We start from the raw sequence: 16,053 nt of genomic DNA, 5'->3' as shown, positions 1-16,053 counted from the left end.
AGTGTGACGGAGGCCTCCTACTATGACAACCAAAATAGGTTTCGTATTGTTCTGCATATTGTCCCTATCGGTTCTAGGTGTTGCTGCCAAAGATAGTCCAACAGAGACGATCACAGATCTTCGCACAGACAAACACATGATTGGTCCATACTCACCAGCCCTTTATGACTCCACAGAACAATTCGAGTATGAATTCGAATGGCAGAACGGGAAGATTATCGCAAATCCACAGTAAGAGACTTTACCTACATAAACATTAACTTAATTAGTAAGCCTATATAAACCCCCGACTCTCCGTCGGGGGTTCTGCTAATTGAACTTGATTTTATCCAACTCATCGATAAAGGCAACTCTCTTGGGATACGCTAACCGTAACTGCCCGACTACCTTCTCCGCACGATCGCCACCAACGGCCTTGATCATGTGACGGACGAGTTGACACACCTTCCGATACTGATTTCGATTCGTCGAATCAGCCGACTCCCTCAAAATATATCTCACAAACAAATCATGGACTTCTTCCCCATACTCATCAACTAGATATGGATAATATTCCGTGATATAGATGTTATACTTTTGAACATAATGAAGCAGTCTCTCCGTCTCCTTCTCTTGCGTAAGCAAACGTCGATATAAGGATTCGGTTTGCCAACCTCGACTATGCTCAAGTTCGTTCAAAATTCGTTCTCTTTCAACCTGCCATTCATCCTTGTCAGACAACTCTTGTAAGATGACATAGAAGGCATATTCGCCTTGTGATACGAATTCCCTTGCAAGCACGATTTGTTTATCCAGCTGCTGCGTTGCTTTGTAAATGTCGAATCGAATCTTCTTCCATCTATCAACAAGACCGCCTGCATCCTTACGTTCGCCTTCCTCAACTAGCTTCAGCGCTTTATCCCATTGTTGTTGTTGCATAGCATCATCTATGGCCATTTTGCGGAAATCGGAGAAATTGAGGTTAGCATGCAAGAAAGTCGCTGCCTCTTCAGGACTATCCAACTTCTCAATCACCTGATACTGGAGTAAAACCACTTGCTCAGCAATATACGAGCTATTTGTAGCATTAACTAATCTAGCTAGTTGCTGCTCCCACTGTGCTCTCTCTTTATCGTTCGTGATGAGACACAGGGCACTTTCCATGAGTGACAATTGCCACTCGCTCCACCCCTCGAGGTTGCGATGTGTTGACTCCTTCAAAAGCAGCTGAAAAATGTCTGCTCTATCCCTGCTACTCATGTTTTCGAGATCACTGTTTACTCCATCAAAGAATTGTAGACACTGCTTAATCATATCGCCTACGATGCCATCCGAATCATCACTGGATTGAAGTAGATCTCCCATCTCATGCAGAACGCAAAAGTTGATTTGAACGGCGGGCAAATGCAGCCCTCTTTCCAATACGTCTTCGGCTTTAGCCATGACCATTTCTGCGCCAACAACTGCCTTTGACACGCTACGATAGTCTACAAAACCACGTCGGTCGGCGTTTTGTTTGATATGGGATCGGATCATTTTTTTATAGGATGCCAATGCTTCACTGCTGCTAGCGTCTTGAAATTTAAGCGTAAGTAATTGCTCGACTTCCTTAATTTCCTCTGAAAAGTGGACAAGCAACGTAACCAATTCCTCTTTATTAAGCTTAGACAACTGATCAGCCAAGCTTACTTTGCTATTCTCGCTATTTTTCACCTTCATCGTCAGTCACAGCCTTCTTATCAAAACTAAGTACCTTCGTTTCCGCGGCTTTTACTCACTACGTTTTTTACTCATTGTCCCGTACCTCTTCCCCCACTCCCCCATACTCTCGAGAATCGGTATGAAGCTTCGTCCTGCTTCCGTCAGTGAGTATTCCACCTTGGGCGGAACTTCCTGATAGACTTTCCGATGAACCATATCATCCTTCTCTAACTCTCTCAATTGCGACGTCAGTATGCCCTTAGATACGCCTGGCACCAATCGCTGCAGCTCACCGAATCTCCTCGTTTCCCTTAAATGCCACAGAATAAGGATTTTCCACTTCCCTGCAATGACATTTTGGGTATCCGTAACAGGGCAGACTTCGATTTGTTCCTCTGGAATTTCCCCCTGAAATGTTGTCCGAGACATACGGCAATCCCTTTCCTTCCTTAATGGTTCTATTTTTATGACTAGGTTATATAATAATGACTACTTACATTTTTCGAGATACTATCATAATATAGGACTATAGCGAAATATCCAAATACATTCTTTTATAAATAGGAGGACATCTTGATGTCAAAAATCATCGTCACCGCCGCAACAGGAGAATTAGGAAAATTGGTCGTTCAGCACTTACTCAACAAAGTTCCAGCAAGCGAGATCGCCGTTAGTGTTCGCAATGTCGAGAAGGCCGCTGAATTTGCAGATTTGGGCATCGAAGTTCGATATGGCGATTGGGATGTTCCCGCTTCATTGGAACAAGCTTACACGGATGCGTCCAAGCTTCTGCTGATTTCTTCCCCACAAGACGAATCGATCAGTCGCGTTCGCAAACATGTTAGTGCGATTGAAGCCGCTAAGAAAGCAGGCGTCCCCCATATTATCTACACGAGCTTCGCCTTTGCTGATGTAGATGCTTTCGCCCCGCTAGCCAACGTACATCTAGCAACCGAATTCGCGCTGAAGGCATCAGGCATTCCAACTACGATCCTGCGCAATACGTGGTATCAGGAGCTTTATGTTAATCCTAGCTTGCAAGCTTACATCGATCATGGCAGCATCATAAATTCCGCAGGTACCGGGAAAATTAATACAGTCACACGTGATGACTTGGCGTTAGCTACTGCCACTGTTCTTGCCGAAGATGGTCATCAAGGACAAGTTTACGAATTAGCGTCCTCCGAGTCATGGAGCTTCACGGATTTAGCAGACATTTTAACTCACGTATCCGGCAAAAAAGTAACTCACCAAACCGTCTCCGATGCTGACTCCCTCCAAGGTATGGTTCAGGCTGGACTGCCTGAAGGTCTCGCTCAATTCCTAGTTGCCATTGACAGGAAAATGGCTGCTGGTACAGAAGGACATACGTCCCCGGACCTGGAGAAGCTCATTGGGAAGAAACCGACTTCCATTCATGAAAGTATTGCGCTATTATTCAATAAATAATCTATTATATCCAACATTGAGGTGAGCCTTATGCAAGTTGAAATTTGGTCGGACTTCGCTTGTCCGTTCTGTTACATTGGCAAACGCCGCTTTGAGCAAGCTCTAGCGGGCTTTGCACACCGCGATCAGGTTGAAGTGATCTATCGCAGCTTCGAGCTAGACCGTCATGCACCCACAAGCGTCCCGCATGACGTCTATGACATGCTCTCTTCCCGTTACGGCATGAGCCGCCAGGAAGCGATCGCCATGAATGAGCAGATGCGTCAGCAAGCTGCGGCAGATGGGCTTGACTTTCAGTTCGATAGTCTCGTGCTGACAAACACATTCGATGCTCATCGGTTGCGACTATTCGCTGAGCAATATGGCCAGGGTGCCGCTATCTCCGAGCTGCTGTTCCGCGCCTATTTCACTGAATCGCGTAACCTCAGTGACCACAATATCCTTGCGGACATTGCTGCGGCCGTGGGAATCGATCGGAACGAAGCGTTATCCGTTCTCGCAAGTGACCAGTTCGCCCAGTCGGTGCGCAACGAAGAAGAGAACGGCAGCCGCATGGGAATCCGCGGCGTGCCGTATTATGTGATCAACGGCAAACACGCGATCTCCGGGGCGCAAGCAAGCGGCGTTTTCTTGAATGCCCTGCAGCAGCTCTGGGATGCTGCGCCAACGCGTGTGGCCACAGAAGCAGCCAGCGACGAAGCTTGCGTGGATGGTACCTGTGCTGTTCCAAACAAACCGTAAAGCGTGTTTGTACCGATTCACAAGAAGAAGCACCCTTGCGGGTGCTTCTTCTTTCATGCTCTCGCAGCAACAACTTCATCGCGCGTGTTCCTTCTATCTGACTTCAACGAATACATATCAAGATCCGCTACATACAACAAATCATCCAGTGTTCGTGCCTCGTCAGGATATACAGCCGTTCCGATGGATACGGATATGTTCAAATTGAAATCTCTTGATGCTTGCTTAAGTTCGTTCTGAATATGGCTAATTAATATTTCTTTCTTAGATGCATCCGTCGATGTCGATAGGATCAGAAATTCATCCCCTGCCCACCGTGCGGCTAAATCCTTTTTATGCAAATTAAGTAGTAAAACATTCGCGATGCGCTGCAGTACTTGATCACCCATCTTGTGCCCGCGGGAGTCGTTAATTAATTTAAAATCATCCACATCAATGAAATACAAAATCAACTGCCCTTGTCTGCGCTCCACCGAGGTAATAAGTTTAGGAAAAGCTTCGAGAATGAATCTTCTGTTATACAATGTTGTGAGGTTATCTTTCTCCGAAAGGAATTTCAAACGATCATACTGCGTGCCTAACACCCAGCTTGCCAATAAAAAGAAGATGCCAATGACTGGAAACTGAAGAGTTGGGAAATTATAATATATCGTACCATAAGATCTTAAAGCTACAATAGTGACTATAACGACCGACATTATCACGATTCGTCCCGAGTAATTCATCCCAAAATCACCATCATCCATTTATATCTATCTAGGTCTATAGTGACACACTTGTTCCATACTTTTCAAGGAATATTTGGTTTATGCAGTCGAATCCACCCGAAAACGAACAGAAGTAAAAATTCGAAACAAAACCCTTCACTAATATGGTAAAGTAGTGGTATTCGACAATATTTTTGATAATTCCCAATACTTCTAACAGTCAGATGAGGTTCGAAATGGATCTACTTTTAGATATGAAAACGATCTTGTTGACACTGGTCATCGGCCATCTATTTACAGCCGTGTTCATCATCGCCTACTGGCGTCAACAGAAGAACGAAAGTACAATCAGATACTTTTTCTATGCAAAATGCTTACAAGCCACTGCGTGGATGATCTTAATTCTCCGTGGCGGCCTATCGGATACACTTACCGTGTCTCTTGTGAACTCATCACTCTTTATCGGTTATGCCCTTGAAACGATTTCCGTGCTGAAAATCCAGAACATCCTGAGCAGGTTCACGCGTAATCTGTATATTGCTTTAACCATTTTCAATATTGTTGGCTTCCACTTCATCCTGTTTTTCGACAACGTAGAGAAACTTAGAATTTCCTTCGTTTCCGTCGGTATCGCTGTGAGCCTTCTCATTCCGGCGTACAAAATGATTCAAATACGAGCCGCATCCATGGTGACGCATGTTCTAGGCTATCTGTATCTGACGATCGTCGTATTTCTTCTGATTCGTCTCGTTAGCGCCGCATTCTTCGATACATTGATCAGTTTTTATCATCTCGACGGGAATCAGAGCTTGGTACTGCTAGGCCAATATTTCGTCATGATTGCAGGAAATACGGGGTTCATCCTCTTAATGAAAGAGCAAACCGACCGAGCCCTCCTTCGGATGGCCAATTATGACGATTTAACCGGCACACTGAACCGCAGGACGTTCATCGCACGCACCGATCAGTACATTGCCACTTACGCGAAAATGAAGAAGCCCATTACCTTGCTGCTATTTGATATTGATAATTTCAAGTCCATTAATGATACATTCGGTCATGATACTGGCGATCAAGTGCTCATCGACCTCACGACTCGAATGAAAACACAGCTCGGCGCTGATGATCTTTTCGCCAGATATGGCGGAGACGAATTCGCCATCATCATACCCGGCATGGATGAACAGGATTCCTCACTGTGTGCGGAGAAACTTAGACAGGCCGCAGAAGGCGCACATGTTCCTGAATTACGGCTCTCCTACACGATCAGTATAGGAGTTCTCACGTTCGCTCCGGATGAACGAACACATTTCGAGGAGCTGTACTCGACTTGTGACAAAGCCCTCTACCAAGCTAAGAGGAACGGTCGAAACGGCGTGTATCGAGGCTCTGTTGATAAACAAGTACAAGATACGTAGACGTTGGCTGTCACTATGATGTGACGGCCTTTTTTTTGCACGCCTTGTTTGCCTCGAGAGCCTGACCAGGGTTTGTGACAAACTATCAAACAATCCCTATTTTGAACTTGTCGACGACAATTTTCTTGATACTTTTCAGCCAATTCTTGTTAATTTAATGCTAAGTCGCAAATAACCTTGGCAGAGAGTAGGTAGGTAAGAGATGATTTCACTCAATGATAAGCCCATGTATCTTGCACATTTCGCAAAGTTAATCGGAATGGACGAACATCGGCTATTCCGCATATGTAAGGGGATCGAGGAAAACGGATATCAATTAAACCGAAACGAACACGGACATATCGATCTAACGGAGAAAGATATTACGGTCGTGTTGAGTTTCTGTTTATAGCGGTCGTGGAAGATGGTGGGGAAAATAAGCATACTCCATCCTTATGCACCACACATTTATAATAACTGGAAAATGTACAGCTATTTACGAGGATTATCTTCGAAAATTCGATTTAACTGTAAAACCTGTAGTTAAAACTGCCCCTTTGGGCCAAATTGATTAAATTGTATAAGATTAACTGTAGGTTTTCCATCTAATGAGTCTTTGACCAAAATTTCCAAACATATAACTGCATAAAATCCATCTATTTGCCTCGATGATGAAAAAATAGACCTCCTAGCCAGTTCATTGGCAATCGAGGTCTATTCCTTTGTAAACCCTAGCGATTACTTAGTATGCGTAAGCTCGATCATCTTACCTTGTGCTTCTTTAAGTATGCGCACCAGGGACTGTACCTTATCAAACTCATAATCGCCAGGCCCGTAGTTGTCCATGAACATTTTCTTCAACAAATCCCCGTAAAAGATTACTCTCTGCTCAATCCTATCATGCTCGATCTGAATGATTTCCTCAATAGAATGATTGCCAATGAATTCTTCTGTTTCATCCATCGGAGGAGCGTCCTGCCTGCCCCCTCTACGTTCCGCAGGATTCAATCGCTCAGGCTCGCTCGATGGTTCCAATTCAATTGATGTTCGTATGCTCGATAAGGCAATGTTTTCTTTGGCAAGCATAATTTGAAAATATTTATTTTTGAACAAATCTATCATGACGAGCTTGCATAACTCCCGATTTTGAAGAAGCATGCCGTCGAAGGGATGAATGGTCCAATAACCATTTCTCAGAAAAAGATTTAACTTGAACAGTTCGCTGCCATAGATATACTCGATGTTAATCGTAGAATCTGATATGATTTCAAAAGAAAATTCTAACATGGACGGAACCTCCCAGAACGATACCCTTGTCTTACGCCATTGCCCGGTTTATTTGCTGCCTACAACCCATCTCAAACCCCAGTTATAGGCCTTGTCCAGCTCTTGATGTCCCTTGAAATGCCTTACGATACGCTCAATACTTAACGTTTCATCCTTCACGTTCTGAATCAAAGCGATGGCACACATCGGGAGATCGTTGTCATGCTCATCGAGTTTAACAATGATGTCAGGTCCACCATTTTGCTTCATCGTGACAATGCCATCCGCCTCAGACCACTTCGATACACCCTCGTAAATAAAAGTGAAGATGAGGATCCGTTTGAAATTTACCAGCTTGGTTCCATTAATGCGAATGTTCTCCCCCGTTTTGACCGAACCTGTTCGATCATCCCCATCCAGTGCGATATAGGGCTCACGCGTAAGGGACCCGAATGTGTTGCCTAGCGCTTGAATCAACCCTTTTCTGCCATCCTTAAGTTCATAGAGACAGGCTAGGTCAAGATCAATCCCGTTTGGTGAATCGATCCAGAAAGCGACGTCCTCTTTGGGTTTCTGATTCCAGTTCAGGTTGATTAAGATTTCCCCTAGACCGCCCGATTTCTTCTCAAGGTTGATCTTATCCCCTTTTTTCGCCAATACAATTTTGGAAAGATTAATCTGTGGCTCTGGTTTCGGTTCTAGTTTCGGTTCTGCTGGTTTCGGCGGTGCGATCTGAATCTCTGGTGCTTTCAACGTTGGCGGCTGATCCTCTACCACTACCCCATAGCTCGCACATAGCTCTTTAAGGCCTCCAGCATATCCAGCACCAATGGCGCTAAACTTCCACTCCCCGTTGTATCTATATAATTCTCCTATTACAATAGCCGATTCTACGGAGAACTGATTGCCCAAGTCATAACGAAGTATTTCTTGCCCTGTTGTCCCATTCACGAAACGAAGATAGACACTGCTGACGCTGCTAAAATTCTGACGCCTCGCTTCACTTTCATAGATCGTAAGTGTAAAAGCAATCTTATCAACGGCAGGCAGCACTCGTTTCAGATCAATATTCAATTGTCTTTCATTGGCCTGCTTCTCGATGTATGACATAAAACTATTGCTAGGGTTTCCGTAAAAGATAAGATCTTCATCACCACGAACCTTACCGTTCTGCGCAAGTAAAAAGGCCGAAGTATCGAGCTCAATTTCTTTAGGAGCCTGCCAACCGATATATACAGCTATATTGGAAAGTTCTGGGTGCGTTTTCGTTACATCTACCTTTTGTCCTTTAATTACAGCACTGACGGTCATGTTGACTTCACCCTTCTTCATAAAATAATAAACCTAAGAGTGGTAACCATGAGGCAACCACCCTTAACCTGTTAAGCTCTAGCTCAAGCCATAATTCGTTACTAGGGCAGCTAATCCGCCCGAGAAACCACTACCTACCGCTTGGAATTTCCAGTCGCCCCCATGACGATAAAATTCACAGAACACAACCGCTGTTTCTATGGAAAAGTCTTCACCTAAATCATAACGAAGAATCTCATTGTTATTCGCTTCATTGACAACCCTTACGAATGCGTGGCTAACTTGTCCAAAATTCTGGGCACGTGCTTGTGCATCATGAATCGTAACCGTAATGCCAATCCGACTAATAGCTGCCGGAACTTTAGAGAAATCGATCAAGATTTGTTCATCATCACCATCACCTTCACCCGTACGATTGTCGCCCGTGTGAACAACAGCGCCGTCATACGCTTTAAGGTTATTATAGAAAACGAAATCAGCTGCTGATTTGGCTTTGCCATCTTCATGCAGAAGAAACGCGGAGGCATCGAGATCGAAATCTCCACCGCCATTATATCTGTTGGTATCCCAGCCAAGTCCTACAATGATTTTGGTTAGACCTGGGTTCGTTTTGGTTAGGTCAATGCGTTGACCTTTGGATAAATCAATCGACATGGTTATCTCACCTTTCAGATAAAATGATGTGTATTCATTTAATGGTTCCTAAAACCAGTATATAGGTTTGTGTGTGGAGATCGCAATCCTTGTTACTTGCTGTTTGATATCAAGGTAATGGGGTTAAGTAATCTTATACCACAGTCGGCCTTATGTGCCTGCTAACACTTAACATTCCAGGAGGGATTACCATGAGCAAACATATTATCGGCGTATTCAACACGGAGGAAGAAGCGATTCGCGTCATCAACCAATTGAAGGCAGAAGGATATCACTCGGAGGAACTCTCCGTAGTAGGCCGCGATCGCGATGATTTGGACCACATCGAAGAAGCGACCGAGACTAAAGCGGAAGAGGGTCTTGCAACAGGCGCAGCGACAGGCGGCGTATTGGGCGGCGTGACGGGGCTGCTTGTGAGCATCGGTGCATTAGCGATTCCTGGACTGGGTCCCATCCTTGTAGCAGGTCCAATCGTGGCGACCTTAACAGGTGCTGCTGCCGGCGCAAGTGTAGGCGGACTAGCCGGCGCCTTGATCGGACTCGGTATCCCCGAGAAGGACGCGATGGATTATGACAAATATGTTCACAATGGCAAAGTGCTCGTCCTCGTAGACAGCGATGCCGAACGAGCCCATCGGGCGTATCGGGTTTTCAGCGAACACAATTCGCTCAATGCGGATAGATACAGTACAGACTACGGGTATGTAAGCAGTACAGACGGCGCCAACAGCCGCCCAACCAATACCTTGTAAAGCTGGCGTTATGCCATGCTTACTGTATAGCATATTCTCCACTTGGACAGGCAATCCGCCCACATATCCTGAAGGATACGTGGGCGGATTTTTGATGAATACACATTTGGGGACTGGGTGGCATCTAAGACACTTTAATCGGTTAAATCAGACCAGATTTTTGTAATAATCTCTGTATCATCGTCGCAACCTCGGCTCGGGTGATATAATCCTTTGGTGCAAGATGAGCCCCGTTTCTTCCAAGAATAATGCCAACTTTCACATTATCGGCAACACTGCTTTGTGCCCATGAGGACACTTCATCCGTATCCTCGAACGAAAGAAGTTCACTGGCTGCCAGCTGATCGGATAGCTTATCTGTCAAACCGGTTATTCTCATAGATTTGGATAAAATAACCATTGCCTGTTCTCTCGTTATGTTGTCATTCGGTCGGAATGTACCGTCTTCCAACCCGCTTATAAGTTGATGGGAATACGCCGTATTGATGGCGCTACTGAACCAATCTCCCAACTTCACGTCCGAGAATGGTTCAGCAGTGCCATTTTCAAGCTTAAGACCTAATCCGCGAACGATGATGGCCGTAAATTCAGCGCGAGTGATCTCTCGATCAGGTGTGAACATATCGTTACCTGTTCCGTTTACAACCATTCGCGACCCCATGTCATTCACCGCATTCTTCCCCCAATGATTCACCATATCGCTGAATTCGAGCGGATGCCATACGACTGCATACGTACTGTTGGTCAAGCTGTTGATTTGGGCCTCATACTTCCCGTTGATATGTCTGACTTTGGTCGGTACATGACGCACGGACCCATCTTCTTCAACTACAACACCCGTCGTAATCTTGTTCGGATCAACCTCATCCGTAATGGCAATCGTTCTTTCCACATACGCATTGAAATTCGTTACTTCCACGACTTTATCGTCATAGACCGCTCTCACTGTGAAGTTCAATGGTTGGGCAACAAGCAATAGTTGACCATTGACCGCAGCGTTCTCCACTACCTTCAACGTGTCCCTTGTCGGAACGGCGATTTCAAATCGCACTTTAATGTCTTGCAAGGCTACTAGCTCACCGACCTGCTCGGATATAGCACCTATATTGATTTGTCGCGCTGGAAGCGTATAGGTCGCATAATCGGTTCTGAACATTAGAACGGCTTGCTTGTCTTCCATATTCTTCACCATTTGACCGTTCAGTTCGCCAACGACGATATCAAATTTTTGAGTAATCGGGATTGTGACTACAGCATTTTGCCCTTCCGCTGCAAGCCTCTTATTCAGCTTTTCCTCATCCACAACCACCGTCATTTCGGTTTGATTGTTTCGCGTCGTGAACGTAGCGGTGCCTGCATTCTCTACTTTCCCGTTAACAAGGATATCCAAACCTTCTTTCGCCGCTTCCGGTGCCTTTGGTTCAGTAGGCTGAGATGGCTGTGAAGGCTCGGATGGCACAACTGGGGCTCTCGGAATGACAGCGTTCGATTCTACGGAAGCTGCGCTTTTCCCCGCGCCGTTGATCGCTTTTACCGTAAATGTATAGCTCGTTTCATTCGTCAGTCCCGTTAAGGTTATCGGACTTGCGCCGAAGGCGATGACTATATTTCCCGGTGAAGCAGTCACTTCATAACCTGTAATCGGACTTCCACCGTTATCGGCGGGGGCCGTAAATGTAACGACAGCTTGTCCGTTACCTGCAACCGCCGTCACATCAAATGGAGCTCCTGGAATCGTTGATGGCGTCGCGCTTATTTGATTGGATGCTGCGCTTAAGCCGCCCAAGTTTTCCGATTTTACCACAAAGTAATAGGTGTTGCCGTTAATCAGATCTTGTACGTTATACGTAGCAGCTGTGACAGTCGCTACTTCAACGATATTCGTTAGATCTGCATCCGTTGCCATATAGATATGGTACTTCGTTGAATCCAGTACGGTATTCCAGCTCAGCGTAACTTGGTGATTCCCACCTTCAGCCGCGAGATTCTGTGGATTTGCAGGAGCATTCGGCAAGTTCACGGCTTGCGTAACGACAAACGTTACAGGCGTCATGTGATCCGCGGATACAGTGACCGTTGCTGTGTAGGTCCCTGCCACTAAATCATCCTTAACATGGATATCAAAACTTGTTGATTCGCCGCTAGTTAAAGTAGAATCCGGCTGTGTGATGACAAAGTCGTTTGCGCTTGCGCCGCTAAGCGAGATCGACAGATTCCCTAAATCCCCAGTACCGGAATTCACGATGGCAATAGGTCTCGTTTCTTGGGTTCCCGCTACGTATCCTTGAATAAGAGCTGTTAATGTTGGATCCGTAATGGCAGCGATCGTATAGGAGAATGCTGCCGTGACCGTGATCGTCGCGGTTCCTTTCTTGCTGCTATCCACCGTCGAGGTCGCCGTGATCGTATAGTCGCCTACAACTGCGTCTGCTGCTACAGTTACGTTCCCCGTGCTGTCCACCGCAACCTTCGCGTCACTGCTCGTCCACGCGACCGTTGTCGCGGCTCCGCCTACCGCTACTACCGAAGCCGCGAGCTGCTTGCTTCCCCCTTGCAACACACTTGCGGTGCTTGGGCTCACGGTTACGCTGGTGATAGCCGGCGCTGCCGTGACCGTGATCGTCGCGGTGCCTTTCTTGCTGCTATCCACCGTCGACGTAGCCGTGATCGTATAGTCACTAGGCGCGGCATCTGCTGCTACAGTTACGTTCCCCGTGCTGTCCACCGCAACCTTCGCGTTGCTGCTCGTCCACGCGACCGTTGTCGCCGCTCCGCCTGCCGCAACTACCGAAGCTGCGAGCTGCTTACTTCCTCCTTGCACCACACTTGCGGTGCTTGGAGTGACGGTGACGCTGGTGATAGCCGGCGCTGCCGTGACCGTGATCGTCGCGGTTCCTTTCTTGCTGCTATCTACCGTCGAGGTCGCCGTGATCGTATAGTCGCCAACAACTGCGTCTGCTGCTACAGTTACGTTCCCCGCGCTGTCCACGGCAACCTTCGCGTCGCTGCTCGTCCACGCGACCGTTGTCGCCGCTCCGCCTACCGCTACTACCGAAGCTGCGAGCTGCTTGCTTCCTCCTTGCACCACACTTGCGGTGCTTGGGCTCACGGTTACGCTGGTGATAGCCGGCGCCGCCGTGACCGTGATTGTCGCGGTTCCTTTCTTGCTGCTATCCACCGTCGAGGTCGCCGTGATCGTATAGTCGCCTACAACTGCGTCTGCTGCTACAGTTACGTTCCCCGTGCTGTCCACCGCAACCTTCGCGTCACTGCTCGTCCACGCGACCGTCGTCGCCGCTCCGCCTACCGCAACTACCGAAGCTGCGAGCTGCTTGCTTCCTCCTTGCACCACGCTTGCGGTGCTTGGAGTGACGGTTACGCTGGTGATGGCTGGAGGTATGGCCGTAACCGTAATCGTTGCTGTCCCTTTTTTACTAGTATTGAACGTCGATGTTGCTGTTATCTTGTAATTCCCCGGAGTCGCATCCGCCGCGACGCTTACTTCACCGGAGCTGGTCACCATCACCTTGTTCGTAAGGTCGCTGCTGCTCCAAGTAACCGTCGTTGCTGCTCCTCCCGCTGCATCTACGGAAGCTGTAAGCTGTTCGCTTCCTCCTTGCACCACGCTTGCCGTACTCGGACTAACGCTCACACTGTTGATGGTCGGCGGTGCCGTGACGGTTATCGTCGCTGTCCCTTTTTTGCTGGTGTTCACCGTCGAGGTGGCCGTGATCGTATAATCGCCTAGTGGGGCATCTGCCGCAACAGTTACTTTACCCGAGCTGTTCACCGTCACTTTGTTAGTGACGTCACTGCTGGTCCAAGTAACCGTCTGCGCCGCTCCTCCCACCGCATCGACTGCAGCTGTGAGATTCTTGCTTCCACCTTGCACGACACTTGCCGTACTCGGACTGACGGTTACGCTGTTGATCGCCGGTGCTGCCGTAACCGTGACCGTAGTTGTCCCTTTTTTGCTAGTGTCGACCGTCGAGGTGGCTGTAATCGTATAAACGCCCGGTGTAGCATCTGCCGCGACGGTTACATTACCCGTACTGCTCACCGCGACCTTATCGGCAACGTCACTACTTGTCCAAGTGACCGTCGCCGCTGTTCCTCCTACCGCGTCTACCACTGCAGCAAACTGCCTACTTCCGCCTTGTAAAATGGTAGCTCTAACCGGACTAACGAGCACACTATTGACGGTAGGAAGTATAACCTTAATTGTCGCTGTTCCTATTTTGCTGTTATCCACCGTGGAGGTTGCCGTGATCGTGTAATCGCCCAGCGCGGCATCCGCCGCCACGGTTACGTTACCCGAACTGTTCACCGTCACCTTGTTAGTAACGTCACTGCTTGTCCAAGTGACCGTCGATGCTGCTCCCCCCACCGCATCTACCGCAACTGTGAGAGTCTTGCTCCCTCCTTGCACGACGCTTGCCGTGCCTGGCGTAACGGTTACGCTATTTACTGCAGGAGGCGGTAAGTTAGCCACCCGAAGCTGCTCAATCGTACTGTTCTTTTCCTGCCAGGCTACGAATAAACCATTGTTCAGTGCGGCTATGGCAGGATAAAAAGCAGCTTTCGTATTATCCACAATAAAACCGCTTAAACCAAATTCAGCGCTCGACCAAGCTGTTCCGTTATACTTCTTCGCCCGAATTTTAAATACGGGGGCTGATCCCGCTCCTACCAATCCGGTATTTTCTGACCACACCGCATACAATTCATTATTGGCGCCTGCTAATTTCACATAATTTGCTCGGTATCCAGTGTTCACGTTAATGCCATATTTCCCACCGCCGTCAACACTAGACCATGTGTTACCACCGTCGTATTTCTTCACCCGAATCTGGTCATCCGTCGTCGAATCGATCGGTTCAAACCATGCTGCGTACATGACGCCGTCAACAGCGGTTAGCGTTGGGTAGTACGCATGTTTCCCTGTCGCCATATTCAACCCGATCGCGCTGCCGCCATCGATTGTCGTCCAGCTCGTGCCGTCGTACTTTTTGGCCCTGATCTGATAAATGCCTGCGTTCTGTTCCGACCATATCACAAATAATTCATTTTCCATTACGGCCAAAGCAGGAAAACTCGCAGCAGTAGCTGCATTAATATTTAATCCGTTTGTACTTCCATCAACGATTGTCCACTCTGTGCCGTCATATTTCTTGACATAAATTTTGCCCACTTCAGACCAAGACGCATACAAAGCATTATTGTATTCAACAAGACTAGGGAAGTTAGCATCCTTCGTCGAATCGATGTTAATTCCAATCGTGCTTCCCCCTTCAGCGCTTGTCCAACTTGTGCCATTATATTTCTTGACCCGAATTTGACCATAGGACGAAGTCACCGCTTCAGTCCATGCAAGATATAAAGAACCGTTAGATACGGCCAGAGTCGGCCTCGTTCCGTCTTTGGCCGAGCTGATATTTAATCCGTTCGGACCGTTACCGTCGACGCTCATCCAGCCCGTCCCGTTGTATTTCTTAACTCTGATTTGACTGGCGGTTACGCCTGGAACGACTTTTTCTTGCCAAGCGACATACACTTCGCCGTTCCATACGGTCATCGCAGGATATTCCGCACGGTTAGCCGCATTTACGTTAAGTCCGTTAGGACCTCCGCCGTCGATCATCGACCAACCGGATGCCGCGGAAGCTGTGCTACTAGTGAATACTAGTGATATAAATATCATTACGGCAAGTAAACTATGTGCCATTTTACGTATTCTTTCGTTGGTCATACTTCTTCTCAGCGGGATCAATCTACATCTTCCTTTCCGAATTCTGGCTTCTGGCGCTTACCCCTCACTCTCTACCCTCAGCATATCGGACGGCACCTTAAAGAAACCTTAAAAAGTGACAATTTTCCCCATGAAAAAACAGGCCCCACCTTATAAGGATGAGAACCTGTTGTGTCTATCATTATCTGCAGTTTAACTGGTAAAGCAGGGATGCACATCTATAGGCACCTGCAGGAAAAAGGCGGCTAAAGCATCATATTGGTTCTCCATATAGATCCCCCTCTAGTTGAGCATGTATGTGCTCATTTTAACCTAGAAGTGGGGGTTGCTCAATGTTGGAGCAACGA

Annotated in this window: 12 protein-coding genes; 5 read left to right on the top strand and 7 right to left on the bottom strand. The window is 47.3% G+C overall.

Annotated features, from left to right (window positions below):
- Nucleotides 1-22: 22 nt before the first annotated feature.
- On the top strand, nucleotides 23-235 hold the full coding sequence (locus A8708_RS10975; protein WP_068663533.1) for a hypothetical protein: 213 nt from the start codon (nucleotides 23-25) through the stop codon (nucleotides 233-235).
- Between the two features lie 74 nt (nucleotides 236-309).
- Here A8708_RS10975 and A8708_RS10970 read toward each other — a convergent pair whose 3' ends face one another.
- Entirely contained in the window at nucleotides 310-1,698 is a 1,389-nt protein-coding gene (locus A8708_RS10970; protein ID WP_068663532.1) for a hypothetical protein, read from the bottom strand.
- A 51-nt stretch (nucleotides 1,699-1,749) separates the two neighbouring features.
- Nucleotides 1,750-2,109 carry a winged helix-turn-helix transcriptional regulator gene (locus tag A8708_RS10965; protein ID WP_068663531.1) on the bottom strand — a complete coding sequence of 120 codons (360 nt, stop codon included), beginning with the start codon at nucleotides 2,107-2,109 and terminating at the stop codon, nucleotides 1,750-1,752.
- A 147-nt stretch (nucleotides 2,110-2,256) separates the two neighbouring features.
- On the opposite strand from A8708_RS10965, the gene A8708_RS10960 reads away from it, so the two are divergent.
- Together A8708_RS10960 and A8708_RS10955 are read left to right on the top strand one after the other, a co-directional pair.
- Nucleotides 2,257-3,129 carry an SDR family oxidoreductase gene (locus tag A8708_RS10960; RefSeq protein WP_068663530.1) on the top strand — a complete coding sequence of 291 codons (873 nt, stop codon included), beginning with the start codon at nucleotides 2,257-2,259 and terminating at the stop codon, nucleotides 3,127-3,129.
- 30 nt (nucleotides 3,130-3,159) lie between these two features.
- Entirely contained in the window at nucleotides 3,160-3,870 is a 711-nt protein-coding gene (locus tag A8708_RS10955; protein WP_068663529.1) for a DsbA family oxidoreductase, read from the top strand.
- 53 nt (nucleotides 3,871-3,923) lie between these two features.
- Here the strand turns inward: A8708_RS10955 and A8708_RS10950 are convergent, their stop codons facing one another.
- Nucleotides 3,924-4,616: a GGDEF domain-containing protein gene (locus A8708_RS10950; protein ID WP_068663528.1), complete on the bottom strand. Its 693-nt coding sequence runs from the start codon at nucleotides 4,614-4,616 to the stop codon at nucleotides 3,924-3,926.
- Nucleotides 4,617-4,813: 197 nt separating this feature from the next.
- Between A8708_RS10950 and A8708_RS10945 the strand changes: the two genes are divergently transcribed.
- Nucleotides 4,814-5,995 (top strand): GGDEF domain-containing protein, encoded by a 1,182-nt coding sequence (locus tag A8708_RS10945; protein ID WP_068663527.1) that lies wholly within the window; start codon nucleotides 4,814-4,816, stop codon nucleotides 5,993-5,995.
- 717 nt (nucleotides 5,996-6,712) lie between these two features.
- On the opposite strand, the gene A8708_RS10935 is transcribed toward A8708_RS10945, so the two are convergent.
- The 3 genes from A8708_RS10935 to A8708_RS10925 are packed head-to-tail and all read right to left on the bottom strand — an operon-like array spanning nucleotide 6,713 to nucleotide 9,205.
- Entirely contained in the window at nucleotides 6,713-7,261 is a 549-nt protein-coding gene (locus tag A8708_RS10935) for a hypothetical protein (protein WP_068663525.1), read from the bottom strand.
- Between the two features lie 48 nt (nucleotides 7,262-7,309).
- Complete coding sequence (locus A8708_RS10930) at nucleotides 7,310-8,572, bottom strand: TerD family protein (protein WP_239696634.1); 1,263 nt, start codon at nucleotides 8,570-8,572, stop codon at nucleotides 7,310-7,312.
- A gap of 57 nt (nucleotides 8,573-8,629) precedes the next feature.
- Nucleotides 8,630-9,205, bottom strand: coding sequence for a TerD family protein (locus A8708_RS10925; protein WP_068663523.1), 576 nt, complete (start codon nucleotides 9,203-9,205; stop codon nucleotides 8,630-8,632).
- Between the two features lie 191 nt (nucleotides 9,206-9,396).
- On the opposite strand from A8708_RS10925, the gene A8708_RS10920 reads away from it, so the two are divergent.
- Nucleotides 9,397-9,957, top strand: coding sequence for a general stress protein (locus A8708_RS10920; protein ID WP_068663522.1), 561 nt, complete (start codon nucleotides 9,397-9,399; stop codon nucleotides 9,955-9,957).
- A gap of 142 nt (nucleotides 9,958-10,099) precedes the next feature.
- Here the strand turns inward: A8708_RS10920 and A8708_RS35325 are convergent, their stop codons facing one another.
- Nucleotides 10,100-15,706 carry an Ig-like domain-containing protein gene (locus A8708_RS35325; protein ID WP_157264669.1) on the bottom strand — a complete coding sequence of 1,869 codons (5,607 nt, stop codon included), beginning with the start codon at nucleotides 15,704-15,706 and terminating at the stop codon, nucleotides 10,100-10,102.
- Nucleotides 15,707-16,053: the final 347 nt, after the last annotated feature.

Origin of the sequence: Paenibacillus oryzisoli (assembly GCF_001653565.1) — a bacterium.
Taxonomy (GTDB): domain Bacteria; phylum Bacillota; class Bacilli; order Paenibacillales; family NBRC-103111; genus Paenibacillus_E; species Paenibacillus_E oryzisoli.
Note: the sequence above shows the minus strand (reverse complement) of the source record. Positions and strands in the feature narration are given on the sequence as shown.

What these genes read in the sequence shown, in the direction of transcription:
- A8708_RS10965 (WP_068663531.1), bottom strand. Translation starts at nt 2,109, where the DNA reads ATGTCTCGGACAACATTTCAGGGGGAAATTCCAGAGGAACAAATCGAA.
- A8708_RS10960 (WP_068663530.1), top strand. Translation starts at nt 2,257, where the DNA reads ATGTCAAAAATCATCGTCACCGCCGCAACAGGAGAATTAGGAAAATTG.
- A8708_RS10920 (WP_068663522.1), top strand. Translation starts at nt 9,397, where the DNA reads ATGAGCAAACATATTATCGGCGTATTCAACACGGAGGAAGAAGCGATT.
- A8708_RS35325 (WP_157264669.1), bottom strand. Translation starts at nt 15,706, where the DNA reads ATGACCAACGAAAGAATACGTAAAATGGCACATAGTTTACTTGCCGTA.
- A8708_RS10945 (WP_068663527.1), top strand. Translation starts at nt 4,814, where the DNA reads ATGGATCTACTTTTAGATATGAAAACGATCTTGTTGACACTGGTCATC.
- A8708_RS10950 (WP_068663528.1), bottom strand. Translation starts at nt 4,616, where the DNA reads ATGGATGATGGTGATTTTGGGATGAATTACTCGGGACGAATCGTGATA.
- A8708_RS10975 (WP_068663533.1), top strand. Translation starts at nt 23, where the DNA reads ATGACAACCAAAATAGGTTTCGTATTGTTCTGCATATTGTCCCTATCG.
- A8708_RS10925 (WP_068663523.1), bottom strand. Translation starts at nt 9,205, where the DNA reads ATGTCGATTGATTTATCCAAAGGTCAACGCATTGACCTAACCAAAACG.
- A8708_RS10935 (WP_068663525.1), bottom strand. Translation starts at nt 7,261, where the DNA reads ATGTTAGAATTTTCTTTTGAAATCATATCAGATTCTACGATTAACATC.
- A8708_RS10955 (WP_068663529.1), top strand. Translation starts at nt 3,160, where the DNA reads ATGCAAGTTGAAATTTGGTCGGACTTCGCTTGTCCGTTCTGTTACATT.
- A8708_RS10930 (WP_239696634.1), bottom strand. Translation starts at nt 8,572, where the DNA reads ATGAAGAAGGGTGAAGTCAACATGACCGTCAGTGCTGTAATTAAAGGA.
- A8708_RS10970 (WP_068663532.1), bottom strand. Translation starts at nt 1,698, where the DNA reads ATGAAGGTGAAAAATAGCGAGAATAGCAAAGTAAGCTTGGCTGATCAG.